Raw genomic sequence first — 25428 nt, 5'->3', positions numbered from 1 at the left:
GTCAAGAATAGTGGGGATATGATGCCGATATTTTGGCTTGTTCTGATCGTTTTGGCGATCGCTGTGCTCGGCTATGTTCTGGGACGGGCCCGCGCAATTCAAAGCGCAGGAGGCGAACCGCGAGACTTGCATTCGCTGCCAGCCTACTACGGCGCAAATGTTCTTTTGAAGACGATTGTCCCGGCTTTTGGCCTTCTGATTATCTGGCTGCTGGTTCAGCCATTGTATGTGAATTCCAAGGTCTCGGGCATGATCCCCGATACAAGTGTCAAAGAGGGTTCTTCCCTTAGCTTGGTCATGGCCGAGGTGCGTCGCACGGCAAGCGGCCTGCAAGCCGCTGTTTCGCAGGGCAATATGACCGAAGCAGCTGCTAGTGACCCCCAAGCCGATCTGACCGAAGTGACTCAGAATTTGAAAGATGCGGGTCAGGTGGTTACATCCGATATCACCCAACCGGTGCTGAACGCAGCGCAGAGCCATCGCGCGTTAAATGCAACTGGATATGGAATCATGACCGTCGCGGTTCTGGTGGTGGCACTGATTGGCGCCGGGGCAGGCTGGATGCAAACCAAGGCGGACTATCGCGCCCGCAACGTTGTTGAGCAGGGTGTACGCTTTCTACTCCTAGCAGCGGCCTCGATTGCTATTCTGACCACCGTTGGCATTGTTTTGTCGCTGGTTTTCAATACGTGGGAGTTTTTTAAGCTCTACCCCGCGCCAGAGTTCTTTTTTGGCCTGACCTGGTCGCCCAGCTTTTCGGGCCGGGGCGGGTTGTCGGAACTTGGGATCATCCCACTGCTTTGGGGCACGCTCTATATCTCTATCGTTGCTCTACTGGTGGCTGTGCCGATTGGGCTGTTTGCCGCGATTTACCTCAGCGAATATGCATCGCCCGCCGTGCGGTCTGTTGCCAAGCCGTTGCTGGAGGTTCTGGCGGGCATTCCAACCATCGTATACGGCTTGTTCGCCCTGCTGACCGTCGGTCCTCTTTTGTTGGACGTGTTTGGTGATAACGGATTGGGCTGGATGAAGGCAGGTACGGCCGTGATGACAGCTGGTCTGGTGATGGGCATCATGCTAATCCCCTTTGTGTCTTCGCTATCCGACGACATCATCAACGCCGTGCCACAAGCGATGCGTGACGGGTCCTATGGCCTGGGCGCTACGCAGTCCGAGACCATTCGACAGGTGGTTCTGCCTGCCGCGCTGCCGGGCATCGTAGGTGCGATCCTGCTGGCGGCCTCACGTGCTATTGGTGAGACCATGATCGTGGTTCTGGGGGCAGGGGCAGCCGCTCGGCTTAGCCTGAACCCGTTTGAGGCGATGACAACCGTCACCGCAAAAATTGTAAGCCAACTGACCGGCGACGCAGACTTTGCCTCGCCAGAAGCGCTGGTTGCCTTTGCGCTTGGCATGACACTGTTCGTTGTCACGCTGGGCCTGAACGTCTTTGCCCTTTACATCGTGCGTAAGTACCGGGAGCAGTACGAATGACCGACGCAAGCATGCAAAACCCAGAAACGGGTCGCCAAGCTGTTTCCCTGACTGCATATGATGCGCGGACCCGAAAACGCGCAAAGGCAGAAAAACGCTTCCGTGCCTATGGTATCGTTGCCATCGCGACCGGTCTGTTCTTCCTGATCGTCCTTTTCGCCTCGATCCTGTCCGAGGGTATTCCGGCCTTCACCCGGACCGTTGTCAGCGTAGAGTTCACTCTGACCCAACAAGAACAGGAAGAGGCCGAAAGCACGCTGTTCAAGACCAAAGCCTATTCGGACCTTTTCATTGCAGCCCTTAACAAAGAGCTCGACGAAAGTGGTCTCCAAGTCGACTTCGACGAAGCGGCAATTGAGCGTCTGCTGGGTAAAGTTGGCGGAACCATTCGAACATTCTACGCAGAAAACCCGGACAAACTGGGCGAACCTATCGAGTTTGATCTGGCGGCCTCAAGCCGCGTTGATGGATACTTTAAAGGCCGGGTGTCGCGTGACACCATACAGGATAGTCGTTTCCTCCAGAAAAGCGATCTGGATCTGGTCGATGCACTTAAGGAAGCGGGTATCATCAAACAGGTCTTCAACTGGCCGTTCATCACCGGGGCAGACTCGGGCGTGGACAACCCTGGCGGCGCCGGCATTGGTGCTTCGGTTGTCGGATCGTTCTTCATGATGCTGGTGGTTCTGGCGCTTTCGCTGCCAATTGGCGTAGCCGCGTCGATCTATCTGGAAGAATTCGCGCCGCAAAACAGGTTTACCGATCTGATTGAGGTGAATATCTCGAACCTGGCTGCGGTTCCTTCGATCGTGTTTGGTATCCTTGGTCTGGCTGTCTTCATTCAGTTCATGCACCTGCCGCAATCGGCCCCGCTGGTCGGTGGTCTGGTGCTGACCTTGATGACCTTGCCGACGATCATCATCTCGACCCGGGCGTCGCTGAAAGCAGTTCCGCCGTCGATCCGTGATGCCGCACTTGGGGTAGGGGCTTCCAAAATGCAGGCGGTGTTCCATCACGTTCTGCCGCTGGCCGCGCCCGGTATCCTGACCGGCACAATCATTGGTCTGGCGCAGGCGCTGGGGGAAACCGCACCGCTGTTGCTGATCGGGATGGTGGGCTTTGTTGCCCGTGGCTACCCAGACGGATTCCTTGCCGGGTTCACAGAACCAAACTCAGCCATGCCTGCCCAGATTTACACTTGGGCTGCGCGCGCAGACGTTGGGTTCTACGAAAAAGCTTGGGGCGGGATCATCATCCTTTTGATTTTCCTGCTGACAATGAACATCATCGCAATCATTCTGCGCCGCCGCTTTGAACGCCGCTGGTAAGAAGGGCAGACCCATGAACGACATGTCACGAGTGGAGAGACAAGTGGATACCAATGAAATCAAGCTGGAGTGCCGGGACTGCCAAGTCTTTTACGGTGACACTCACGCGATCAAAGATGTGAATGTCGATATCGAAGACAAGACTGTCACAGCCTTCATCGGTCCTTCGGGCTGCGGTAAATCCACGTTCCTGCGCTGTCTGAACCGGATGAACGACACAATTGATGTCGCACGTGTTGAGGGCAGCTTCAAACTGGACGGCGAGGACATCTACGACAAACGCGTTGATCCTGTTCAGCTGCGCGCTAAGGTCGGGATGGTGTTCCAGAAACCCAACCCTTTCCCGAAATCGATCTATGACAATGTGGCCTATGGCCCGCGCATCCACGGTCTTGCCAAGAACAAAGCAGAACTGGATGAGATCGTCGAGAAATCCCTGCGTCGCGGTGCGATCTGGGAAGAAGTCAAGGATCGTCTGGACGCTCCGGGCACTGGCCTGTCCGGCGGTCAGCAGCAGCGCTTGTGCATTGCCCGCGCCGTGGCGACAGAACCTGAAGTTCTGCTTATGGACGAGCCTTGCTCGGCGCTGGACCCGATTGCGACTGCTCAGGTCGAAGAGTTGATTGACGAACTTCGCGCTCAGTATTCGGTGGTCATCGTGACCCACTCGATGCAGCAGGCCGCGCGTGTCAGCCAGAAAACGGCCTTTTTCCACTTAGGGAACCTCGTCGAGTTCGGCGAAACAGGACAGATTTTCACCAACCCGGTGGACCCGCGCACCGAAAGCTACATCACCGGCCGGATCGGCTGAGCACAGGTATTCCGACATGAACGATTCAGAACAACATATTGCCTCTGTCTTCGACCGCGATCTCGAAGCGATCCAGGCACATATCATGAAGATGGGCGGTCTGGTCGAAGCCGCGATCATGGGTGCCGCCCGCTCGCTAGAGACGCGGGACGAGGAACTGGCACAGCAGGTGCGTCAGGGCGACAAAGCCATCGACGCGCTCGAGGATATCATCAACGAGGAAACCGCCCGCCTGATCGCCCTCCGCGCACCGACGGCAAGCGACCTGCGGCTGGTGCTATCGGTACTGAAGGTATCGGCCAACCTGGAACGGATTGGCGACTATTCCAAGAATATCGCCAAGCGGACCACGGTGCTTGTGAACTCGGGCGAGATCAACGGTAGTGCCTCGGCGCTGCGCCGGATGGCGCGCGAGGTTGAGGTCATGCTGCGCGACGCTTTGGACGCCTATATTCAACGGGATGCCGAACTGGCCGCCGATGTCATCGACCGAGATGAAGAGGTGGACCAGATGTATAATGGTCTGTTCCGCGAATTCCTGACCTTCATGGCCGAGGATCCGCGCAGCATTTCGTCCTGCATGCACCTGCATTTCATCGCCAAGAACATCGAGCGCATGGGCGACCACGTGACCGCGATTGCCGAGCAGGTGGTGTACCTTGTCACCGGCGAGCGCCCGACCGAGTCGCGCCCCAAGGCCGACACAACGTCGCAAACCGTCTAGGAGACGCCTCTTATGTCTGCAGATCAACCAACAGTTCTGGTGGTCGAAGATGAGCTCGCCCAGCGTGAAGTGCTGGCCTACAACCTTGAGGCCGAAGGCTTTCGCGTCTCAAAGGCGGCCAGCGGAGACGAGGCGCTGTTGCTGGTGGACGAAGACAGCCCCGACATCATCGTTCTTGACTGGATGATGCCCAATCTCAGCGGAATCGAGGTCTGCCGACGCCTGAAAACACGGCCCGACACCCGTTCTATTCCGATCATCATGCTCTCGGCGCGGTCTGAAGAGGTCGACAAAGTGCGTGGGCTTGAGACCGGCGCAGATGACTATGTGGTCAAGCCATACTCAGTCGTGGAACTCATGGCTCGGGTGCGGACCCAATTGCGCCGTGTACGCCCAGCGACGGTGGGTATTCGCCTGGAATTCGACGATATCATACTGGATTCCGAGACCCACAAGGTCAGCCGTGGCAGCCATTCGCTGAAACTGGGACCGACCGAATTCCGCCTTCTCAGCACCTTCATGGAAAAACCCGGCCGAGTCTGGAGCCGCGAGCAATTGCTGGACCGGGTCTGGGGGCGCGACATCTATGTCGACACCCGTACGGTCGATGTGCATATCGGCCGTTTGCGCAAAGCGCTGACCCAGCATGGCGGCAATGATCCTGTGCGGACTGTGCGCGGGGCAGGGTACGCCTTGGGATAAAAAGGGAAGGGGGTGCTTGCCCCCTTACCTATGACATTTACTCATAATCGGGTGTCAAACTCTTGCTGTTTTTCCGTGAAGTGCCACGTTACTGTGCGAGCGACTTCAGACAAACCGGAGACACCCGATGAACGCCCCTGCCACCAAACCGACTTTGCGCGCAAAAGATGCGCCGGATCTGGGTAAGTTTGCCTGGGACGATCCGTTCCGTCTGTCCGACCAGTTGTCAGAAGACGAGCGCATGATCGCCGACAGCGCGCGCGCATACGCGCAGGAAAAGCTGCAGCCGCGCGTCACCGCCGCATTCCAGAACGAAGAAACCGACCCCGAGATTTTTCGCGAAATGGGCGAGATGGGCCTTCTGGGCACCACGATCCCCGAGGAATATGGCGGCCTTGGCAGCGGCTACGTGTCCTACGGCTTAGTCGCGCGCGAGGTTGAGCGCGTAGACTCGGGCTATCGCTCGATGATGTCGGTGCAAAGCTCGCTGGTGATGTACCCGATCTATGCCTACGGGTCCGAGGAGCAGCGCCGCAAATACCTGCCGAAACTGGCTTCGGGCGAATGGATCGGCTGCTTCGGCCTGACCGAAGCGGACGCAGGGTCTGACCCCGCAGGCATGAAAACACGGGCCGAGAAGATCGACGGCGGATACCGCCTGACCGGCACCAAGATGTGGATCTCGAACGCGCCAATTGCGGATGTCTTCGTGGTCTGGGCCAAGTCAGACGCGCATGACGGTAAGATCCGCGGGTTTGTTCTGGACAAGGGTCAGGCTGGTCTGTCTGCGCCGAAAATCGAAAACAAGCTCAGCCTGCGGGCCTCGATCACCGGTGAAATCGTATTGGATGGTGTCGAGGTGGACGAGGGCGCTTTGCTGCCTCATGTGCAAGGTCTAAAAGGCCCGTTCGGCTGTCTGAACCGCGCGCGGTATGGGATTAGCTGGGGCGTGATGGGCGCAGCCGAACATTGCTGGCACGCGGCTCTGCAATATGGCCTGGACCGTAAGCAGTTCAACAAACCGCTGGCGCAAACGCAGCTGTACCAACGCAAACTGGCCGACATGCAGACCGAAATCGCTTTGGCTTTGCAAGCAAGCCTGCGCGTCGGTCGCCTGATGGATCAGGCCGAAGCGGCGCCCGAGATGGTCTCAATCGTCAAACGCAACAACTGCGGCAAAGCGCTGGACATCGCGCGCATGGCCCGTGACATGCACGGTGGCAACGGTATCTCGCTGGAATTCCAGGTTATCCGCCACATGGTCAATTTGGAGACTGTGAACACCTATGAGGGCACGCATGACGTTCACGCTCTTATCCTTGGACGTGCGCAAACTGGGCTGCAGGCTTTTTTCTAGGCCTTAAAGGCGGTTAGGTGTAGGGTTTGATCAAAGACGGCACTAATCTGTAATACGTGTAATTGGTATTATGGTTAATATACTGACCACTAGTCAAACCCAACCACCAAGGATGACGATTTGGAACTCAGCGGAAAGACAGTTGTCATAACCGGCTCCGCTGGCGGTATTGGCAAAGGTCTCGCCGAGAGGTTCTCTGCAGATGGCGCAAACGTTGTCTGTTCAGACATCGAAGGAGCAACTTCGCAAGCCTTGGCGGAGGAAATCGGCGGGCACGCGTTTCCGTGCGACGTCTCCAGCGAAGCGCAGATCAAAGCGCTTATCGAGCATGTCGAGGACGAGATTGCTCCGATCGATCTGTTTTGTGCTAATGCCGGAATCCTGACACTCGGCGGTTTGGACGTGCCAGATGAAGACTGGAATCGCATTTGGGACATCAACGTGATGTCTCATGTCTGGATGGCGCGTCACCTTGTTCCACGGTTCGTCGAGCGCGGCCGTGGCTACATCATGATCACGGCGTCGGCTGCCGGGCTTTTGAACCAACCCGGCGCGGTGCCGTATGGCGTCACCAAACACGCGGCCATCGGTTTTGCAGAATGGTTGGCGTTGACCTACAGCCACAAGGGTTTGAAGGTTTCGGCCCTATGCCCGCAAGCTGTCAGATCCGAGATGACACGCGGTCATGAAACCTCGGTCGCGGCTATTGACGGAATGCTCGAACCGGAGGATGTCGCACAGGCTTGTGTGGACGGTATTCGAGCCGAGCAATTCCTGATCCTGCCGCATCCCGAAGTCCTTCAATACATGCGTCACAAAACGGCCGACTATGACCGATGGCTGCTCGGCATGAATAAATTAAATCAACAGTTTATAGGCGACCCTTAAGAGCGGCCATTTGCTCGTCGCATCAATCCCTCTTGCGCAACTGACGCCACCAGAACGCCATCCTCGGAATAGATGGAGCCGCGATTGAAAGACCGCCCCTGCCCCGTCCACGGTGATTCCATCACGTAGAGATGCCAGTTTTCAAAACGCACCGGCGCATGAAACCACAGCGCGTGATCCAAGCTCGCTGCGTTTACCTGACCCGTGAACCAACTCAGCCCATGGGGCCGCATGCCGGAGCTCATCAGGCTCATATCTGAGGCATAGGCCAGTATCAGATGCTGTATACGGGCATCAGTTGACGCCGCTCCGGGCATTCGGAACCAGATCTTATTCTGATCGTCGGAAATTTCAGGTCGAAATGGGTCGAGATGATCCACTTCGCGCACTTCGATTGGCCGCTCACGCAACAGCTCTTTCTTCATCTTTTCAGGAACTTGGTCCACATACTTGTGGCGTAGTTCGCTGCGCGATGGATGGGTTTCTGGGCTCTCAGAAGACGGCATCGGATGCTGATGAGACCACCCCTCGTCCTCAACATGAAAGGATGCAGACATATTCAGGATTTGCTTACCATGCTGAATCGCAACAACCCGCCGCGTGGTGAAAGAACCGCCGTCTCTGGCACGATCCACTTGATAAACAACGGGAATACTGGGGTCACCCGGACGGATGAAATAAGCATGCAAGGAATGGCAGAGCCTGTCATCAACCGTTCTGTAAGCCGCTGCTAGTGCCTGCGCGATGACCTGACCGCCAAAGATACGTGTCGGTGTCTCACCGCCGGACCCAGTGCCCCGGAACAGGTCAACCTCAAGCCGTTCGATGTTCAGAAGGTCCAGAAGAATACGCTCAGCTTCGGTCATGGGTTGCTCGATCTTGTTCATTTGGGGGACGAGGTACCAACACCCGCGCCATCAATCAATCACCGCACCCAAGACCAGAGCCTTGAGCTCGGCGCGGGATGGATAAGAGCTGGAAGGCGCCAATTGAGTGAAGAACACAGCCGTCAAATCCAAGGACCGGTCAATCCAGAAATAGGTCGAGGCCATACCTCCCCAGCTGAAGTCCCCGACAGACCCAGGCACTCCGGTACGACCCGGATTCAGCAGGACCGAGCCGCCCAATCCGAACCCCATACCTTCCATCGGTTGTTCCGCAAAACTACTGGGCCCCATTGAGGCAATATCGCCGGGTAAGTGATTGATCATCATGAAATCTACCGTTTTAGGACCCAATAGCCGTTCGCCACCGGCCTGACCTCGGTTCCGCAGCATTTCAGCAAACCGGCTATAGTCATCGATCGTTCCGACCAAGCCGCCACCGCCCGATAACGTGGTGGTGGATTCGAATGGCGAAGTTCCTAGTTGATCCACCAGCCTGAGCGTATCCTCAGACTGTTCGGCCGAGTTGAGATCCATCGCATCGCCGGCCAGAGGCGTATAGAGCGACGCAAATCTATCGCCCGCATCTTTCGGGACCACGAAACCGGTCTCTTGCATACCAAGCGGCTCAAATATCTCTTGCTGGAAGAACTGCTCCAACGTCTTTCCCGAGACGACTTCGACTACGCGTCCAAGGACGTCGGTACTGACCGAATACTCCCACCGGCTGCCCGGTTGAAACGCCAAAGGCAGCGTTGAAAGATCATCTACCCTATCCTTCAGAAGCCCTTGATTAGGTTTGAAGATCATATCCCGCTCGTCCATCGCCGATGGCAGAACACCGGGATTGAATGGGTAACTGAACCCGCTCGTGTGGGTCAGAAGCTGATGAAGAGTCGGCGGCGGCGCAGCTTCGGTCTGATCCAACCGTTCGGCATTTGGAACCAACGCCTGAGGCGCGGCAAATTCGGGTAGATACTCGGACAATGGCGCGCCAAGGTGGATCAATCCGCGCTCGACCAGCATCATAACGGCAACTGAGGTGATCGGTTTGGTCATCGAGTAGATACGGACCAGCGTGTCACGCTCGAAAGGGAGTCCTGCTTCGATATTGCGCAGGCCGCAGGCGTGGAAGAAGACCTCCTGCCCTTTGTGTTTTAGAAGAACTGAGCTGCCGGGATATTTTCGTTTATCTACATAGTGTTGCATCCATGGGCGAATGCGATCCAACCTGTCTTGATCCCACGTAACCGGCATTCCAAAGTTCCCTCTGCCCTAGGCGTCCAATGCCGACAAACCATGCTGTGCAAAGAGCGGCACGTAGTCACCGAAAAGTTTCGCCCGCCCCGGGTCCGAGGCGTTGCCGTCCAGCGCGCGTTTGTAGACGCCCTGCAGAATGGCGGCCATTCGGAAGAAGTTAAAGGCCAGATAGAAGCCAAAATCCTTGATTTCCGGTAACCCGCGCCGCTCGCAATACTGCTCGATATAGTCTCTATCACTGGGCAATCCGAGGGTTTTGCGGTCAATTCCCGCCAGCCCCCGCCCTTCTGGGCCCGGAGGCAGCTGCCACTGCATGATCACGGCGGCAAGGTCGGCGTAAGGGTGGCCGATGGTCGACAACTCCCAATCCAGCACGCCGATGCACCGCGTGCCGCTGCGTTCAAACATCAAGTTGTCGATCCGATAATCGCCATGCACAAGACTGCGCTGACCATCGTCTTCGGGCAAAGCCCCCTCCAACCCCGCGATCAGCGCATCCATCTGAGCGATCTTGTTTGTCTCAGAGGCGCGGTACTGCTTTGTCCAGCGCGCGATCTGACGTTCGAAATAATTCCCGCTGGGGCCATAGTCGGCGAGGCCCGCTGCGTCGATATCGACGGAATGCAGCGCGGCCAGCACCCGGTTCATTTCATCCATGACGGCGGTGCGTGTCTCGTTGCTTTCACCGGTCAGAGTTGGTTCCAGGAAAACACGGCCCTCAAGGTGTTCCATCACGTAAAAAGCGGACCCTATGACTGAGGTATCTTCGCATAGAAGAAACATCTCAGGCACAGGGACATCGCTGCCTGCAAGCGCCTGTTGCACACGAAATTCGCGCTCCACTGCATGCGCGGATTTCAGTAGCTTTCCCATGGGCTTACGGCGCAAAACGTAGTTTCGATCTGGTGTCTCCAACGCGAAAGTCGGGTTGGATTGCCCGATGTCGAACTTGTGGGCCTTCAGAGGGCCGCGATATCCTGAGAGGTTTGCGGCAAGGTAGCTATCAACGGCGTCCAGATCCAATGGGCTTTTCGTATTCATCGTCAAAACGCTTCGGCAAAGATGTTGCCCGCTGTAACTACGTTGATGCCTCCGGACACAGGGATGACGGCTCCGGTCACATAGCTGCCCCCTCGCCCGCAGAGAAACAGCATGCAGCCAGCGATGTCATCATCACGCCCCACACGGCCCAGAGGAACCGATTTACCCACCTTCTCGCGCGTTGTCTCATCCGCAGTTGCAAAGGCTGTCATGCGCGAGACGAACGGGCCGGGTGCCAGAGCGTTGACGGTGACGTGGTAAGGCGACAGTTCCTTGGCCAGGATTTTGGTTAGATGCAGGACGGCCGCCTTGGAGGCCGAATAGCTGTATGCCCCGTCGCCCATGGGAACCTCGCCCATGACCGAGCCGACATTGACCACCCGCGCCGGGTCTTCGGCGGTGCCGGATTTCATAAGCAAGGGCAACAGTTTCTGCGTCAGCTCAAACACACCCGCGACGTTGACGGACATCACTTTGTCCCACGCGTCATGAGGGAATTGACCTAAAGGCGCACCCCAGGATACACCCGAATTATTCATCAAGATATCAAGGCGTTCCGTCCGTTTGTTGATCTCGGCGACGACTTCGTCGATTCCGTCTTTGCTGCCCAGATCCCCGGCAAACCCCTCGGCACTGCCGGTGGCATCCAACGCGTTCAGCGCCGCCGCGACGGCTTCGCAGGCGTCACCTTTGCGGGAGGCGATCAGTACATGCGCTCCGGCCCGAACAAGCGCTTCGGCGGCCATGCGGCCAATTCCGGTGGCACCGCCCGTGACCAGCGCCACCTTTCCATCCAAAGAAAACAGGGTTTCCGGGGTCATGCCGCACTCCTCGCTTGTCGTAGGGGAAAGGGGGTGCGCCGTTGACAGCACGCGATCCCGCCCCAAAATTCTATCTGCAAGAATAACAGGAACAATGAGGGCAACATGCAAGCATTACTCAGCGTCGCAGCGGGTGGACCGGAGACTCTGGAACTGACCACCCTGCCCGATCCGACCCCGAGCCGCGAAGAGATACTGGTTGGAATAAAAGCCGCCGGGGTGAACTTTCCCGATACGCTGATGATCCGAGACCTCTATCAGATGAAGCCACCGCGGCCCTTCGCCCCTGGTGGTGAAATCGCAGGTGAGGTACTTGCGCTTGGCGACGGTGTCAAAGGGTTCGAGATCGGAGATCGCGTTCTGGCGCTGACCGGTCATGGCGGCTTTGCCACGCATCTTGCAACAAAAGCCAAGGATGCAATCAAGTTTCCTGACACCATGCCCTTTGATGAGGCGGCGTGTTTTATCTTCACTTACGGCACGTCCTACCATGCCCTAAAGGACCGAGCGGCCCTCCAACCGGGTGAGACGCTGTTGGTTCTGGGGGCAGCAGGTGGTGTCGGATCGGCGGCGATCGAGTTGGGCAAAGCCATGGGCGCGCGAGTCATCGCTGCGGTTTCCACGCCAGACAAAGCTGAATTCTGTCGCTCAATCGGAGCGGATGAGACAATCCTGTACCCCAAAGACCCGGACAAAGACGCGCAAAAGGCGTTCTCGAAAGATATCAAGGCACTGGCGGGCGCCGAGGGTGTCGATGTCATCTATGATGCAGTGGGCGGAGCCTATGCGGAACCCGCGTTGCGAAGCATTGCATGGAAGGGGCGATATCTGGTTGTCGGGTTTCCGGCTGGCATCCCCAGCGTACCGCTCAATCTCGCGCTGCTGAAAGGGTGCCAGATCGTTGGCGTCTTCTGGGGGGCCTCCGTCTTTCGGGAGCCTGACGCTCACGCCGAAAACCTAAGCGAATTGTTTGACTTATACGCCGCAGGTAAAGTCACACCCCGTATCACGGCGCGCTTCCCCCTTTCCGAGGGCGCGGCGGCAATCGAGCTGCTTTCTCAGCGCTCCGTTCTTGGAAAGGTTGTGGTCACAATGGACGAAACCTAACTGGAACGGGTTGCATCAAAGGCATCTTTGTCAGCCCACTCGCCTCATTGGAGCATTGTCCGGTAGACATCCCCACCAAATGCCGTTTAAGAAACGAATATGGGGACGGAGATTTATGAATAAAATTCTTGTGTTGAATGGCCCGAACCTCAATCTTTTGGGCACCCGACAGCCTGAGGTTTACGGCAGCACCACCTTGAAAATGGTGGAGGAGCAATGCGTTGCTCATGGCACGTCTATCGGGCTTGAGGTTTCGACATTTCAGTCCAACCACGAAGGCGCGCTGATTGACGCCATCCATCAGGCCCGCGGCACGCAGAACGGTTTGGTTCTGAACGCAGGCGCTTATACCCATACGTCGATTGCCCTGATGGATGCGATTGCCTCGGTGGAGCTGCCTCTGGTCGAGGTTCACCTGTCCAACATCCACGCGCGGGAAAGCTTCCGCCACAAGTCCTACATCTCGTCGGTTGCCCTTGGGCAGATCTGCGGTTTTGGTGCGCAGAGCTATGTTTTGGCGCTGGATGCCTTGGCGGCTCATCTGAAATTAGGGGACGTTGCATGAAGCTGAAGGAATATCTTCGCTTTGTCAGCTATTCCAGAACCTTGGAAGAGCTTTGGGATGCCCATTGCCGACAGATGGCCATATACGGGTTTGACCGTCTAATTTATGGCTACACTCAATATCTTACTGCCACATCCTTGGGCGACCCTGAGGATTTTGTCATCCTCAGTAATCATCGGCGGGAATATGTTGATGGTTTTCTTGGTGACAGCAGGTATTCCAACGCTCCGATGCTGCAATGGGCTTTGAACAACGATGGCGCGGCAAGCTGGGGGTTGATTCAGGATTTGGCCTTGAACGGGGAACTCACGCCCGAGCAGCAAAAGGTTGTGGATTTCAACAAGTCGCACAACGTGCTTGCTGGATATACTGTCAGCTTCAACTCGGTCTCGGTGCGGTCCAAGGGAGCGATCTCGCTATCGGCCGAAGAAAACCGCAACCAGGACGAGATTGACGACATGTGGGAAGAGCATGGCGAGGATATCCTTCTGATGAACAACATCGCTCATCTCAAGATCCTGACCCTGCCCTACACACCGCCGAATCGGTCGCTCACCAAACGTCAGCGAGAGGCGCTGCAATGGGTCGGTGATGGCAAAACGACTCAGGATATAGCCCTGCTGATGGGGCTGACGGCGGCGACAGTAGAAAAACACCTGAGGCTGGCACGCGAATCGCTTTCGGTCGAGACGACGGCCCAGGCCGTTCTGAAAGCCGCCCTACACAACCAGATGTATGTTATGGAAGCCTGACCACAAGAGATTGACGCCAAACCGCGTCAATTTACCTTAGGTAAGGAAATCATGACTTCCCATCTTCACGGGAAAATTGCAGATTGATACCGTTCCGTGAGTGGTGGCTTTAGCCAAGGAACATTCGATTGGATCTTTGCAATACCAGAGCTCTCCAATCACTCTGACTTTTGGAGCGCCTATTCGTCCGCGTACCGACGTCGGAATTTTGGAGGGTCCCGACCATCCCCATCATGCGGGGCCCTCCATTCACCTTCTGCTTGAACAGACAAATCCATCTCTGGCACAAAAAAACCGGCCACGTTCGACATGACCGGTTCTGAATGTCGTCAGGCCCCGCAACCGGGGCCTGGAGCAAAGGCTTAGCCTTGTGCCGCTTTGGCAACTTCTGCAGCGAAGTCTTCTTTTTCGACCACGATGCCTTCGCCAACTTCCAGACGGATGAAGCCGGTGATGGTTGCGCCTGCTTCTTTTGCCGCTGCTTCAACGGTCAGGTCAGGGTTCACAACGAAGGACTGGTTCAGCAGAGTTGATTCAGCCACGAATTTCTTCATACGGCCTTCGATCATCTTCTCGATCACCTGCTCCGGCTTGCCGGATTCGCGGGCGATGTCCATCTGAACTTGCTTTTCTTTCTCGACAACAGCCGGATCCATGTCGGCCTCGGACAGAGCTGCCGGGTTCACAGCGGCGATGTGCATCGCAACCTGCTTGCCGATCGCTTCGTCGCCACCGGTCAGAGCAACCAGAACGCCGATTTTGCCCATGCCGTTGGTGGCTGCGTTGTGAACGTAGGACACAACGGTGTCGCCCGACAGTTTCGACATGCGGCGCACAGACATGTTTTCGCCAATGGTGGCGATCTTGTCAGTGATAGTGTCCGCAACGGATTTGCCGCCCAGATCAGCAGCCAGCAGAGCTTCGACATTGTCGACGCCTTCAGCAGCGTAGGTGATCTTGCCGACCATTTCCTGGAACTCAGCGTTCTTCGCAACGAAGTCGGTTTCCGAGTTCACTTCGACAGCAACACCGTTGCCACCGTTGACGTGAACAGCAACCAGACCTTCTGCTGCGGTACGGCCCGATTTCTTGGCCGCTTTGGCCAGGCCCTTGGTGCGCAGCCAGTCAACGGCTTCGTCCATGTTGCCGCCGGTTTCGGTCAGGGCTTTTTTCGCGTCCATCATGCCTGCGCCGGTTGCGTCGCGCAGTTCTTTAACCATTGCTGCTGTGATTGCCATCTTTTGGCTCTCCTCAATTCAAACGGAATTGGGGCAGGTCATACCCTGCCCCATGTGTCATTTACGTGACGGGCAGCTTACGCTTCGGCCGGAGCTTCAGCGGCTTCTTCCGCAACGACTTCTTCAACCGGTGCTTCTTCGAAGGCACCCAGGTCAACGCCTGCAGCACCCATCTGAGCGGTCATACCGTCCAGAGCGGCACGTGCGGCCAGGTCACAGTACAGCGAGATCGCGCGGGCTGCGTCGTCGTTGCCAGGGATGATGTAGTCAACGCCGTCGGGCGAGCAGTTGGTGTCGACAACAGCCACAACCGGGATACCCAGCTTGTTGGCTTCTGCGATGGCCAGCGCTTCTTTTTTGACGTCGATGACGAACAGCAGATCAGGAACGCCGCCCATCTCGCGGATACCGCCCAGCGAAGCCTGCAGCTTCTGCTGGTCACGCTCCATGCCCAGACGCTCTTTCTTGGTCAGGCCTTCTGCGCCCGCTTCCATGGCTTCGTCGATCTGGTTCAGACGGTTGATCGACTGGGAAACGGTTTTCCAGTTGGTCAGAGTGCCGCCCAGCCAGCGGTGGTTCATGTAGTACTGAGCCGACTTTTCAGCCGCTTCAGCAATCGGGCCAGCGGCCTGACGCTTGGTACCAACGAACAGAACGCGGCCACCTTTTGCGACGGTGTCACGAACAGCCTGCAGAGCCTGATCCAGCATCGGAACAGTCTGGGTTAGGTCCATGATGTGGATGCCATTGCGCGAGCCGTAGATGAACGGGCCCATGCGGGGATTCCAACGCTGTGTCTGGTGACCAAAGTGAACGCCAGCTTCCAGCAGCTGACGCATGGAGAACTCGGGAAGAGCCATGCTATTTTCCTTTTCCGGTTTACGCCTTGGCGGGGGTGAAAGAAGCGGATGCTCCAACCGGCGGTCTTGATGAGGATGTCTCCCTCAAAAAGCCCAAACCCCGCCTGCGGGTTTGAATGGCGCGCGTATAAATTAAGTCGCGCAGCAGTACAAGTAGAGATTCTAAGAAATTGAATCGTCTTCCGCACCTTTGGAGATTCATCGTTACTGTGATAAGCTCCCGTAATCCGCTAAGGTTTAATGATAAATTTGATTTCCAAGTCCGTGCCGGTAAGGCGGATCTCATTGAGAAGAGTTTCTTTGAGGGAGTATAAATTATGAAGAAGCCTATGCGGCGACCCAAACAAGCGGACGAGGGAGCGCCTGAAAAGACAGGTTTGCGAGCCCGAATGGGTCAGTTAGCCGACTTTATCAAAGACGCCGGGGTTATTTTTGCTGTCGTCGCGACACCCGTTGCCTTCATTCTGGCCCTGACGTGGACCGGCTACGTGCGTCCTTGGCTGGCGTCCGAGCTGTTTGTCGAACTCAAGGATCAAAATGAAGAAAAGGCCTATGACGAACTGACGACCGAACTGGTGCTGCGTACGCTCACGAATTTTGATGACGAACTCGTCGCCGAATGGACCGAGTTTCAGGACCCGATCATCACCCGGCTCGATCGCGCTCCGACGCAAGAGGATATCGAAGCGTTGTTTGAACTACAGGAATTCAGACAACTGTTCTTACGTGAAGTTTTGATGGCGTTGCTGAACGATAAGGAAGAGAAAGTGGATCAGGTTCTGGAGGATCACAAAAACCAGGATCTGGTAGAAAACTGGCTGCAAAGCCAAGTGTCAGCGCTATCTGAGACAGTTGTCCAACAGGTCGACGATGTGCACGTTCGCCGGATGTACTTCAAATATGGCAAAGAAGAAGATGAAAGCCCGGACGCCAATATCGTGGATCGTTTTTATGCAAGCCGTAATCAAATCTATACATTGGAAGTGGACGTCAACTCCTTTGACCACTTTGATCCTGATGTTCAGAATAAAAATCGGGCACTCTCTATTCAGCTTGGCAGTGAAGATAAAATCATCATTCGAAACGGCGGATTGTCGTCCACAGACATCACGTGTGAGATCAGCAAAATTCTCACTTCGCCATCGGGATTTATCCGACTTGAGGCCGGTGTTGTAGAAAAAGATGGTGTAACCAGCGCACCGATACCCAAAAGTGGGTTTGATCTTACTGTCATTGTGGCTGCGAAGAAGGGTGGGCGGAAGCTATGCAATTGAGACTCATCTACCTTTTGTTGCTTTGGCTGGTTCCTGTGATTGCGTTGGCCGAACAAGGAAAATGGACTGAAACCTTTGGCGACGCGGGTTTTTGGACCAAGGAAAACGCGCGTTTCATTGCTAAAGATAACGCGGAAAGGCAATTTGGCTATTCTGCGCTCAGGTTCGACCGAGAAGAGTACACCTATGAGCTTGTCGATTTGGAGCAATTGTTGGATGAAGCTTTTCCCGAAAAAACGGATGATGGTCTGATATTCGACAAGAAGACGGGGCAGTACAAGTCCATACAGGTGAGTGTCGGGCAAGCATGGGATGCGCTCAAAGACGATCCTGCGATCGTCGCGCTCATACCGATGGGCTTCGCCAGAACGGCGGGAGAGCCGCGCATCGTCGGATACCGGAAGATAAACGGCAGGCTGTTTCGTGGACTGTTCAGCGCCGCGAATCTGGATACAATCCTGTGCCTGGATGATGAAGGCGACCCGCGTAAGGCGGAATTTCCGCATCAGGTTCCACTGCTGCTGCCTTTGAATTTTTCGAACCAAAAGTTCACTTACAACTACCTTGAGGACGTAAATGCGATAGATTTCACCGGTCGGGAAACAAGGACTAGCCCACTGGAGCTCGACTATTATCGCGACAGGCTGGACCTTTGCCCGGACGCCCTGCAGGTCGGCCCGCGTGTTTTGCAACCGCGGGACGTAAAGCCGGCGCAAGGCGCGCCTGGTCGTATGGCTCATAACGTCAACAGCGTTGCCAGCGACAAGAACACAGGCCGGGTCGTCATGATGTACGACTGGAATGGCTGGGTGAATTTTGTACGCACAGACGGAGAATCGACACTGTTCGATTTGGGTACTTTGCTAAGTTCCGATGCCTATTTTGACAAGGAACCCGATGATCCGAAACGGTGTAAATGGGGGCCACTGCCTCCATCACTCAGTTGCGAATTGTGGGCCGTGACCGTTGCGGCATTCGACGAGGCTGCGATTGCATTGCGGAAAGGGGACGATGTCGAGTTTTGGGGCGATCCGAACCGCTTTGCTCCGGGCGTTCTTGTGTTGCGCCGAAATACAGTGCCCCCGTCACTCAACGAGGTTCCTGAAGAGCCGGTCGAGCAAGACTAATCCGCACAGGTCCGGTTCAGCTAGATGACCGCGCAAGCGCATGGGCGTGGCGGACCGCGTCTTCGCAATGCGCGGCCAATGCTTTGCGATTGGCAAAATCGCTGACTTTGGCGGGGGCGTGATAAATCAACTCAACGCCCCCTTGCCGGTGTGCCCCCAACGTCTTCAACAGGTGTGGTGCGAAATCCATGTCACCCCACCAGCCATAAAATCTGTCGGGTTGTCCTGTCGGGGCATGAAAGACCACGGAAACAGGTTGTACGTACATGAAGTCCCGCAGCTCATCTGAAAAGAACGCGGCGAAAAGCGTTGTCTTGAAGGGCAATACACGCCTGCCGTCCGTTGAAGTTCCCTCAGGAAAAAAAAGCAGCTTATGGCCGGCTTTCAGACGTTCCTCGAATATCTTCGTTTGTTCGCGTGCCTTTTTGGGATTTCGTTCGATGAAGATGGTTCCGGTCGCACGCGCAAGCCATCCGATTCCCGGCCACTTGGCAACTTCGGCTTTGGAAACAAAATAAATGCGTTTGCGGGCGTTCAACGCAAATACATCCAGCCACGAAGTGTGGTTCGCAACAACGGCGCCACGTTCCTGCATCAGCTCTCCCGAAGTTCGAAAACCTATCCCAAGGATCCTGAATGCGTTGCGGCAGACGAATTGAGTGATGAACGGTGTGATCGGGCGGCGAACTCCAAACAAAGGCAGTTCGACAAGGCGTACGATCAGCAGGATGATCAGCCCGCCAAAAACGAGCAATGCCAAAGGTAGACCGCGCAGGACCACAAATAGCCAACCAACAAGGCCCAGTTCAATCGTATCTGGCGCGTCGTCACTGTTCCAAAGCGGATCACTCACGGGTTTAAGCTCCGCCATAGATGCGCTTTTGCCGCTCGTTCATGCGCGCGGTATCTAGGATCAAGCAGACATCAGTGGTGTTGAAGCTGTGGTCGATAAAGGCCCCTTCACCAACAAACCCGCCCAAACGGAGATAAGCTTTGATTAGCGCGGGCACCTGCACCATGGCCGCCCTGCGGTCGAGGTCTTCAGGTGCCGCGAGGTTCATAGATTGAAACACATCCGGCTGCGCGCGGACCCGCAGATCTTCGGGCGCCAGATGGTTGTGATGCAGCATCGACAAGGGTTGGGCAAGCGCGGTGACATCGGTGCCGTGAAAGCTGGCGACGCCGAACAGAACCTCGATCTCACGCTCGGTGACATAAGCCGCCAGACCGTTCCACAGGTGATACATGGCCGTGCCGCCGCGATAGTCCGGATGCAGGCAAGACCGGCCAAGCTCTAGCAGCTTGCGACCGCTTTGCTTCAGAACTGTCAGATCATACTCGTCTTCGGAGTAAAACTGGCCCAACTCTGCCGCACGTTCGCCCGGTAACAGCCTGTAAACGCCGACAGTTTCCCCGGTTTCATCGTCGATCGCCAGCATGTGATCGAAATACGGATCGAACTTGTCTTGCTCTAGACCGGCATAGTGATCGACCATCTCTCCGCCACCACCTAATTCGCGTACAAACACGTCGTAGCGCAAGCGCTGCGCGGCGCGCAGGTCCTGTTCGGTTTCAGCGAGTCGGATGGTGAAAGAAGGGCCTGAATCCGGCATGTCGTTCCTTGAAGTTGCCTCCGGCTGATAGCGCAGCTGTTCCCCCAAAGGCAATACGGGTCCCATCCGATGACTGGCGTTAACCTTTCCTAAACCAGTTTCACGGATCAAAGACCGGCATCAAGGCAATGCGCGTTCCGTCGATTACCACTTTTCCTTCCTCACGGAAGTTCACGGTAATCTTGCCCCCGATATTGGACTGCACCTGTCCAACGCCCCAATCGGGAAAATCGGGGTGGCGGACAAACATGCCCGGTGCAAGAATGGCATTGAGGTCTGTCATGGGGGCTCCGGTCCGGTGGCAGATACAGCAGGAGGTACGCATGGGCGCCACAGACGTCAACCTGGCCGAGCTGATTGGCTCGCGCATCTGTCACGATCTGATCAGCCCGATCGGGGCCATCACCAACGGGCTGGAGCTGTTGGATATGGTTGGCGCGGTACAGGGCCCCGAGATGGAGCTGATCTCGGGCAGTGTCGGCAGTGCCGGCGCGCGCATTCGGTTTTTTCGCGTGGCCTTTGGCTCGGCCAGTGACCAGCCATTGGGGCGTAGCGAGGTGGCCGAGTTGCTGAAAGACGTGGAGCGCGCGGGTCGTGTGCGGGTCAATTGGAACCTGACCGAGGCTGTGCCACGCAATCAGGTCAAACTGGCTTTTCTGGCCCTGATGTGCTGCGAGAGTGCAATGCCGTTTGGTGGGCAAGTCGATATCTCGGCCTCTGACACCGGCTGGCAGGTAGCCGGCACAGCCGATAAGCTGAACATTGGCAATGACTTATGGAAGAGTGTTGGCACGGGCAATCTCGCCAACAAACTCACCCCGGCGCAGGTTCAGTTTGCTTTGCTGCCGGAAACGGCCGCGGCCATGGGGCGGCGGGTTGCGGTCGAGACCGGTACAACCCGCGTCACCCTGAGGTTCTAGGCGCGGGTCGTACCGTTCCCGCGCACCATATATTGAAAGCTGGTCAACTGCGCCGCGCCGACAGGACCGCGTGCATGCATTTTGCCCGTGGCAATGCCGATCTCAGCGCCCATTCCGAACTCACCGCCATCCGCAAATTGCGTTGAGGCGTTGTGCATCAGGATGGCGCTGTCCAGCCGTTCGAAAAAGCGGGCAGCAGCCGCGTCATCTTCGGTCATGATGCAATCGGTGTGGTTCGAGCCATAGTGCTGGATATGCGCAATGGCGGCATCGATATCGGCGACAGGTTTGGCGGCAATGATGCTATCCAGAAACTCTTTGCCCCAATCCTCTGACGTGGCTTGGGTAGTTCCATCGACGGCCAGAACACCTTCGGCATGAACCTCAACCCCGGCGACCATGAGCGCAGCAACCACGTCGCGCCCAAGGGTTTCGGCCACGTCGTTATGGATCAGCAAACACTCTGCCGCGCCGCAAATACCAGTACGACGGGTCTTGGCGTTCAACACAACCTCCAACGTTTTCTGCGGGTCGGCAGCTTTGTCGATGTAAACATGCACAATGCCTTCAAGATGGGCGAAGACCGGCACACGCGCCTCACGCTGAACGAGCCCAACCAGTCCTTTACCGCCACGAGGAACGATGACGTCGACGTAGTCAGTCATGGTTAGCAATTCCTGCACCGCCGCGCGGTCACGGGTCGGCACGAGTTGAATTGAGTCCTCAGGCAAGTTCGCGGCCTTCAGACCTTCGACCAGACAGGCGTGGATGGCCGTTGAGGAGTGAAAACTCTCGGAGCCACCGCGCAAGATGACGGCGTTGCCGGACTTCAGGCACAAAGCGCCAGCATCGGCGGTCACGTTGGGGCGGCTTTCGTAAATCACCCCAATGACACCCAACGGCGTGCGCACACGCTGAATGTTGAGGCCCGAGGGCATGTCCCACTCGGTCATCACCTCACCCACCGGATCGGTCTGATCAGCCACCGTGCGCAGGCCATCGACCATGCCCTGAATGCGGTCCTCATCCAGCATCAGACGGTCCATCATGGCGGGGCTCAGGCCCTTTTCACGTCCGAACTCCAGATCCTTCTTGTTGGCTTCGATGATCTGAGCGCGATTGGCCCAGACAGCCTCAGCCGCGGCGATCAGGGCTGCGTGTTTACGCTCCGCCGTGGCAAAGGCCAGCTCGCGCGCGGCAGCTTTGGCGCGTTTACCCAGATCGGCCATCAGAGCGGGAATATTGTCGAGATCCTTCATAACCTTAGCCTTTCTGCGCCTTTATAGCGCCAAATCGTCCCTGTGAATCAGCGCTGCGCGACCAGGGTAGCCCAGCGTTGCCTCAATCTCTGAGGATTTTCGTCCTTTGATTGCGTCAGCCTCTTGCGCGGTATAGCGGCTGATGCCCTGCGCCAGTCGACGCTCTTGCAGATCAAGAATGGCAACCGGATCTCCGCGTCCGAAATCACCGGTCACTTCGACAATACCCGCAGGCAACAGGCTTTTGCCATTTGAAAGCGCCTTTGCGGCCCCATCGTCAATCGTTATCTCTCCGCGCGGTTTCATTGCCGAGATCCAGCGCTTGCGCGCTGCATGCGGATCAAGCGTCGCCGTAAACCACGTGCTGTTCGCGCCATTCTCAAGCGATTGCAAAGGGTTGAGTGTCGATCCTTCCGTGATCGCCATATCGCAGCCCGCAGCCGTCGCCATCTTGGCCGCCATCAGCTTGGTCTTCATGCCGCCCTTAGAGAGGCCTGAGCCAGCGTCGCCAGCCATCGCCTCAATCTCGGGCGTGATCTGGTCGATCGTGTCGTAGCGCGTGGCCGAAGCATCCTCGTTCGGATTGCCGGTATAGAACCCGTCCACATCCGACAGAAGGATCAACTGGTCCGCACCAACAGTCACCGCGATCTGAGCAGCCAGTCGGTCATTGTCGCCATAGCGGATTTCATCCGTAGCAACTGTATCGTTTTCGTTGACAATGGGAACAACGCCAAGGCCCAAAAGCGTCTCAAGTGTCGCGCGTGAGTTCAAATAACGGCGACGATCTTCGCTATCCTCAAGCGTCACCAGCACTTGGGCCGTGGTGATCTGATGCGGGGTCAGCGCCTCCTCATAGGCGCGCGCGAGACGGATTTGCCCCACAGCCGCTGCGGCCTGTGATTGCTCCAGAGCCAACGCCGCTGCAGGCAGGCCCAAGACACCGCGCCCCAAAGCGATGGAGCCAGAAGACACCAGAATCACATCCGTGCCCTGCCCTTTCAGCCAGGCCACGTCCTGAGCCAGCGATTTCAGCCAATCTGAGCGTAGCTGTCCCGTGTTCCGATCCACCAGCAAGGCGGACCCGATCTTGACCACCAGCCGACGGGCTGCGGTCAGGGTTGCCACGGCGCGGCCTCCTCAGCGGGTTTCTGGCGCAGGCGGTTTTCGTCGATTTGAGCACGCAGGGCGCGCAGGACCTCGGTCACGCCCAAATGCGCGACGCCCGACATCGTCATGACGGGGCCGCCAACGGCCTCTTCCAGCTCAGCCTTGGCCAAGTCACGTTCTTCGTAATCCAACGCGTCGACCTTGTTCAGCACCGTGATCCGAGGTTTCTCGGCCAGTTCTCCGCCATATGCCTCAAGCTCATGGATGATGGTGCGATAGTCTTCGGCCACGGTTTCCGAGGTGCCATCGACCAGATGCAGCAACACGGCGCAGCGCTCAACGTGACCGAGGAACCGGTCACCGATCCCGCGCCCTTCATGAGCGCCTTCGATCAGGCCGGGAATGTCGGCCACCACAAATTCCACATTGTCTACGCCAACCACGCCCAGATTGGGGTGCAGCGTGGTAAAAGGATAGTCGGCGATTTTAGGCCGCGCGTTCGAAGTTGCGGCCAGAAAGGTCGATTTGCCTGCATTGGGCATACCCAACAGGCCGACATCCGCGATCAGTTTCAGCCGCAGCCAGATGGTGCGATCAATGCCCGCCTGCCCCGGATTGGCCCGACGCGGTGCCTGGTTGGTGGCCGATTTGAAGTGGAGGTTGCCAAAACCGCCATTGCCACCTTTGGCCAGCAGAACCCGCTGCCCAACCTCGGTCAGGTCGCAAATCACGGTCTCTTCGTCCTCATCGAGGATCTCAGTCCCGACCGGCACCCTCAAAATGATGTCGTCACCATCCTTACCGGTACGTTGCTGACCGCGACCCGGCTGGCCGTTCTTGGCAAAGAAGTGCTGTTGGTAGCGGAAGTCGATCAGGGTGTTCAGCCCGTCCACGACCTCGGCCCAGACAGAGCCGCCCTTGCCGCCGTCCCCGCCATCAGGGCCGCCGTATTCAATGTACTTTTCGCGTCGGAAGCTGACGCAGCCGCTACCTCCGGCCCCGGACCGGATGTAGACCTTTGCTAGATCGAGAAATTTCATAGTCTGTCCCCTACTGCAAAGGCCCCATCGGCCACAAGTCAGAGTTTCTTTGTATAGGTCCAAGTGGGCACATTCGCGTCGCGCGCCACCGAATAGCTTTCTGCATCGCCCAGATACTGGAACCCGCAATGGGTCAGCACCCGCGCCGAGGCTGGGTTGTCCTGAAACACGCTGGCGAACATATTGGCGTTCTCAAGCGGATTGGCACCGACCAAGGCCTCAACAGCCATCGAGGCAATGCCCGTGTTCCAATAGACAGGGGCGACCCAATAGCCAACCTCGGACTGGTTGCGATCGAGCCGCTGTAATGAGATCAGGCCGATCAGCTCGGGCCCGCCGTCCTTGGTGGCATCCATCGCCCAGACGTCCTCATCCCGGTCTTCCGCCATCGAGCGGGTCACGAAGGCTTCAATCGAGCCCGGCGGCAACGGGTGCGGGATCGACGTGGTCATCCGCGCCACACGCTCATCACCTGCGTAATGTTCGATAAGCCCCATGTCCGACCGGCGCAGAGGGCGCAGGTCGAACCGCTCGGTTTCGATGACCGGCTGATTTATGATTGCTTCAAGTTTCATGAGTGCGTTCCTCCTCCGAACAACACAAAAAGTACGGACGCAACAGTCAGACTGGCGAGCGTCCACATCAGATATTTTTCCGCAGGCCGACCTTCAACCACATGGGCGATCCGGTCCCCTGCAAATGTCCAGATCGGGTGCAAAACGATCTGGCAGAACAACAAACAAAGAGCGATCGTGAGCGTCGCCTCAAAACTGGACGTCCCCGCCGCAACAAACCCCGTGAACCCTGCAATGATCATCGCCCAGGCCTTGGGGTTAAGCGGATGCACGATGAGCCCGGACACAAAGCCCGGTGCTTTCCCGTCCGCCGTTGCCCGAGACAGCCTTAGATTGGCGATCTTCCATGCCAGCCAGCAAATATAGGCAGCAGAAGCGTATTTCAGCACCTCAAACGCCAGCGGAGCCTGATCGGCAACCTGCATCAGACCAAAGCCCACAGGCCAGATGATCAACTGCTTGCCCAAAACGACCCCGGCCACAAAGGGCAATGCGGCGCGAAAACCATAGCGCGCACCTGTTCCCATCAGGACCATGTTGGCCGGTCCCGGCGTGCCAACCTGTGAGGCGGCAAAGATGAGAAAGCTAGTGGTTGCGACGGGCATTGTTGTTCTAGATCACGACTGCGTTAAAACGAAAAAGGGACCGGCATTTTCTGCCGGTCCCCCATGAATTTTT

Annotated in this window: 27 protein-coding genes; 13 read left to right on the top strand and 14 right to left on the bottom strand. The window is 56.9% G+C overall.

Going from position 1 to position 25428, the window contains the following annotated elements:
* Positions 1-21: 21 nt before the first annotated feature.
* The 7 genes from pstC (at position 22) to ACR0AI_RS02650 (ending at position 7304) form a co-directional block, all read left to right on the top strand.
* The gene (gene pstC / locus ACR0AI_RS02680; RefSeq protein ID WP_480670886.1) at positions 22-1494 is read left to right on the top strand and encodes a phosphate ABC transporter permease subunit PstC; all 1473 of its coding nucleotides are present in this window, start codon (positions 22-24) and stop codon (positions 1492-1494) included.
* Positions 1491-2822 (top strand): phosphate ABC transporter permease PstA, encoded by a 1332-nt coding sequence (gene pstA / locus ACR0AI_RS02675; RefSeq protein WP_480670888.1) that lies wholly within the window; start codon positions 1491-1493, stop codon positions 2820-2822. Before pstC ends, pstA begins: the two co-directional genes overlap by 4 nt.
* Positions 2823-2835: 13 nt before the next feature.
* Positions 2836-3633, top strand: a complete 798-nt coding sequence (gene pstB / locus ACR0AI_RS02670) for a phosphate ABC transporter ATP-binding protein PstB (RefSeq protein WP_170373719.1) — start codon at positions 2836-2838, stop codon at positions 3631-3633.
* A gap of 16 nt (positions 3634-3649) precedes the next feature.
* Positions 3650-4357 carry a phosphate signaling complex protein PhoU gene (gene phoU / locus ACR0AI_RS02665; protein WP_170373720.1) on the top strand — a complete coding sequence of 236 codons (708 nt, stop codon included), beginning with the start codon at positions 3650-3652 and terminating at the stop codon, positions 4355-4357.
* 12 nt (positions 4358-4369) lie between these two features.
* The gene (gene phoB / locus ACR0AI_RS02660; protein WP_170373721.1) at positions 4370-5059 is read left to right on the top strand and encodes a phosphate regulon transcriptional regulator PhoB; all 690 of its coding nucleotides are present in this window, start codon (positions 4370-4372) and stop codon (positions 5057-5059) included.
* Positions 5060-5186: 127 nt separating this feature from the next.
* A complete protein-coding gene (locus tag ACR0AI_RS02655; protein WP_480670890.1) occupies positions 5187-6416 on the top strand; it encodes an acyl-CoA dehydrogenase in 1230 nt (409 codons plus the stop codon).
* 120 nt (positions 6417-6536) lie between these two features.
* On the top strand, positions 6537-7304 hold the full coding sequence (locus tag ACR0AI_RS02650; RefSeq protein WP_480670892.1) for an SDR family oxidoreductase: 768 nt from the start codon (positions 6537-6539) through the stop codon (positions 7302-7304).
* On the opposite strand, the gene ACR0AI_RS02645 is transcribed toward ACR0AI_RS02650, so the two are convergent.
* Genes ACR0AI_RS02645 through ACR0AI_RS02630 form a run of 4 tightly spaced genes read right to left on the bottom strand, consistent with a single transcriptional unit; the run spans position 7301 to position 11310 of the window.
* Entirely contained in the window at positions 7301-8170 is an 870-nt protein-coding gene (locus ACR0AI_RS02645; protein WP_480671632.1) for an acyl-CoA thioesterase, read from the bottom strand. The genes ACR0AI_RS02650 and ACR0AI_RS02645 overlap by 4 nt on opposite strands.
* Before the next feature lie 51 nt (positions 8171-8221).
* Entirely contained in the window at positions 8222-9445 is a 1224-nt protein-coding gene (locus ACR0AI_RS02640) for a serine hydrolase domain-containing protein (protein WP_480670894.1), read from the bottom strand.
* Positions 9446-9463: 18 nt separating this feature from the next.
* Entirely contained in the window at positions 9464-10489 is a 1026-nt protein-coding gene (locus ACR0AI_RS02635; RefSeq protein WP_480670896.1) for a phosphotransferase, read from the bottom strand.
* 2 nt (positions 10490-10491) lie between these two features.
* The gene (locus ACR0AI_RS02630) at positions 10492-11310 is read right to left on the bottom strand and encodes an SDR family NAD(P)-dependent oxidoreductase (protein WP_480670898.1); all 819 of its coding nucleotides are present in this window, start codon (positions 11308-11310) and stop codon (positions 10492-10494) included.
* 105 nt (positions 11311-11415) lie between these two features.
* On the opposite strand from ACR0AI_RS02630, the gene ACR0AI_RS02625 reads away from it, so the two are divergent.
* From ACR0AI_RS02625 to ACR0AI_RS02615, 3 genes are all read left to right on the top strand, one after another.
* A complete protein-coding gene (locus tag ACR0AI_RS02625; protein WP_480670900.1) occupies positions 11416-12417 on the top strand; it encodes an NADPH:quinone oxidoreductase family protein in 1002 nt (333 codons plus the stop codon).
* Positions 12418-12532: 115 nt separating this feature from the next.
* The gene (gene aroQ, locus ACR0AI_RS02620; RefSeq protein ID WP_480670902.1) at positions 12533-12982 is read left to right on the top strand and encodes a type II 3-dehydroquinate dehydratase; all 450 of its coding nucleotides are present in this window, start codon (positions 12533-12535) and stop codon (positions 12980-12982) included.
* A complete protein-coding gene (locus tag ACR0AI_RS02615) occupies positions 12979-13734 on the top strand; it encodes a LuxR family transcriptional regulator (protein WP_480523645.1) in 756 nt (251 codons plus the stop codon). Before aroQ ends, ACR0AI_RS02615 begins: the two co-directional genes overlap by 4 nt.
* A 362-nt stretch (positions 13735-14096) precedes the next feature.
* Here the strand turns inward: ACR0AI_RS02615 and tsf are convergent, their stop codons facing one another.
* Together tsf and rpsB are read right to left on the bottom strand one after the other, a co-directional pair.
* Complete coding sequence (gene tsf / locus ACR0AI_RS02610) at positions 14097-14972, bottom strand: translation elongation factor Ts (RefSeq protein ID WP_170373730.1); 876 nt, start codon at positions 14970-14972, stop codon at positions 14097-14099.
* 77 nt (positions 14973-15049) lie between these two features.
* Positions 15050-15832, bottom strand: a complete 783-nt coding sequence (gene rpsB, locus ACR0AI_RS02605) for a 30S ribosomal protein S2 (protein ID WP_170466928.1) — start codon at positions 15830-15832, stop codon at positions 15050-15052.
* 317 nt (positions 15833-16149) lie between these two features.
* Between rpsB and ACR0AI_RS02600 the strand changes: the two genes are divergently transcribed.
* Together ACR0AI_RS02600 and ACR0AI_RS02595 are read left to right on the top strand one after the other, a co-directional pair.
* The gene (locus ACR0AI_RS02600) at positions 16150-17106 is read left to right on the top strand and encodes a hypothetical protein (protein WP_480670905.1); all 957 of its coding nucleotides are present in this window, start codon (positions 16150-16152) and stop codon (positions 17104-17106) included.
* The gene (locus ACR0AI_RS02595) at positions 17097-18233 is read left to right on the top strand and encodes a hypothetical protein (protein WP_480670907.1); all 1137 of its coding nucleotides are present in this window, start codon (positions 17097-17099) and stop codon (positions 18231-18233) included. Before ACR0AI_RS02600 ends, ACR0AI_RS02595 begins: the two co-directional genes overlap by 10 nt.
* A 16-nt stretch (positions 18234-18249) precedes the next feature.
* Here the strand turns inward: ACR0AI_RS02595 and olsA are convergent, their stop codons facing one another.
* From olsA to ACR0AI_RS02580, 3 genes are all read right to left on the bottom strand, one after another.
* Positions 18250-19104: a lyso-ornithine lipid O-acyltransferase gene (olsA, locus tag ACR0AI_RS02590; RefSeq protein WP_480670909.1), complete on the bottom strand. Its 855-nt coding sequence runs from the start codon at positions 19102-19104 to the stop codon at positions 18250-18252.
* The gene (gene olsB / locus ACR0AI_RS02585; RefSeq protein ID WP_480671634.1) at positions 19091-19846 is read right to left on the bottom strand and encodes an L-ornithine N(alpha)-acyltransferase; all 756 of its coding nucleotides are present in this window, start codon (positions 19844-19846) and stop codon (positions 19091-19093) included. The genes olsA and olsB overlap by 14 nt, the downstream gene beginning before the upstream one ends.
* 100 nt (positions 19847-19946) lie before the next feature.
* Entirely contained in the window at positions 19947-20129 is a 183-nt protein-coding gene (locus ACR0AI_RS02580; RefSeq protein WP_170764310.1) for a DUF3553 domain-containing protein, read from the bottom strand.
* Positions 20130-20169: 40 nt separating this feature from the next.
* Between ACR0AI_RS02580 and ACR0AI_RS02575 the strand changes: the two genes are divergently transcribed.
* On the top strand, positions 20170-20766 hold the full coding sequence (locus ACR0AI_RS02575) for a histidine phosphotransferase family protein (RefSeq protein ID WP_480670911.1): 597 nt from the start codon (positions 20170-20172) through the stop codon (positions 20764-20766).
* Here ACR0AI_RS02575 and ACR0AI_RS02570 read toward each other — a convergent pair.
* The 5 genes from ACR0AI_RS02570 to ACR0AI_RS02550 are packed head-to-tail and all read right to left on the bottom strand — an operon-like array spanning position 20763 to position 25355.
* Positions 20763-22025: a glutamate-5-semialdehyde dehydrogenase gene (locus ACR0AI_RS02570; protein ID WP_480670913.1), complete on the bottom strand. Its 1263-nt coding sequence runs from the start codon at positions 22023-22025 to the stop codon at positions 20763-20765. The genes ACR0AI_RS02575 and ACR0AI_RS02570 overlap by 4 nt on opposite strands.
* A 21-nt stretch (positions 22026-22046) precedes the next feature.
* Positions 22047-23153 carry a glutamate 5-kinase gene (gene proB / locus ACR0AI_RS02565; RefSeq protein WP_170466919.1) on the bottom strand — a complete coding sequence of 369 codons (1107 nt, stop codon included), beginning with the start codon at positions 23151-23153 and terminating at the stop codon, positions 22047-22049.
* Positions 23141-24175 carry a GTPase ObgE gene (gene obgE, locus ACR0AI_RS02560; RefSeq protein WP_480670915.1) on the bottom strand — a complete coding sequence of 345 codons (1035 nt, stop codon included), beginning with the start codon at positions 24173-24175 and terminating at the stop codon, positions 23141-23143. The genes proB and obgE overlap by 13 nt, the downstream gene beginning before the upstream one ends.
* Before the next feature lie 38 nt (positions 24176-24213).
* Positions 24214-24750, bottom strand: a complete 537-nt coding sequence (locus ACR0AI_RS02555) for a GNAT family N-acetyltransferase (protein WP_170458229.1) — start codon at positions 24748-24750, stop codon at positions 24214-24216.
* On the bottom strand, positions 24747-25355 hold the full coding sequence (locus ACR0AI_RS02550; protein WP_170665115.1) for a LysE family translocator: 609 nt from the start codon (positions 25353-25355) through the stop codon (positions 24747-24749). Before ACR0AI_RS02550 ends, ACR0AI_RS02555 begins: the two co-directional genes overlap by 4 nt.
* Positions 25356-25428 lie beyond the last annotated feature (73 nt).

The organism is Ruegeria sp. BG3, assembly GCF_056538485.1.
Note: the sequence above shows the minus strand (reverse complement) of the source record. Positions and strands in the feature narration are given on the sequence as shown.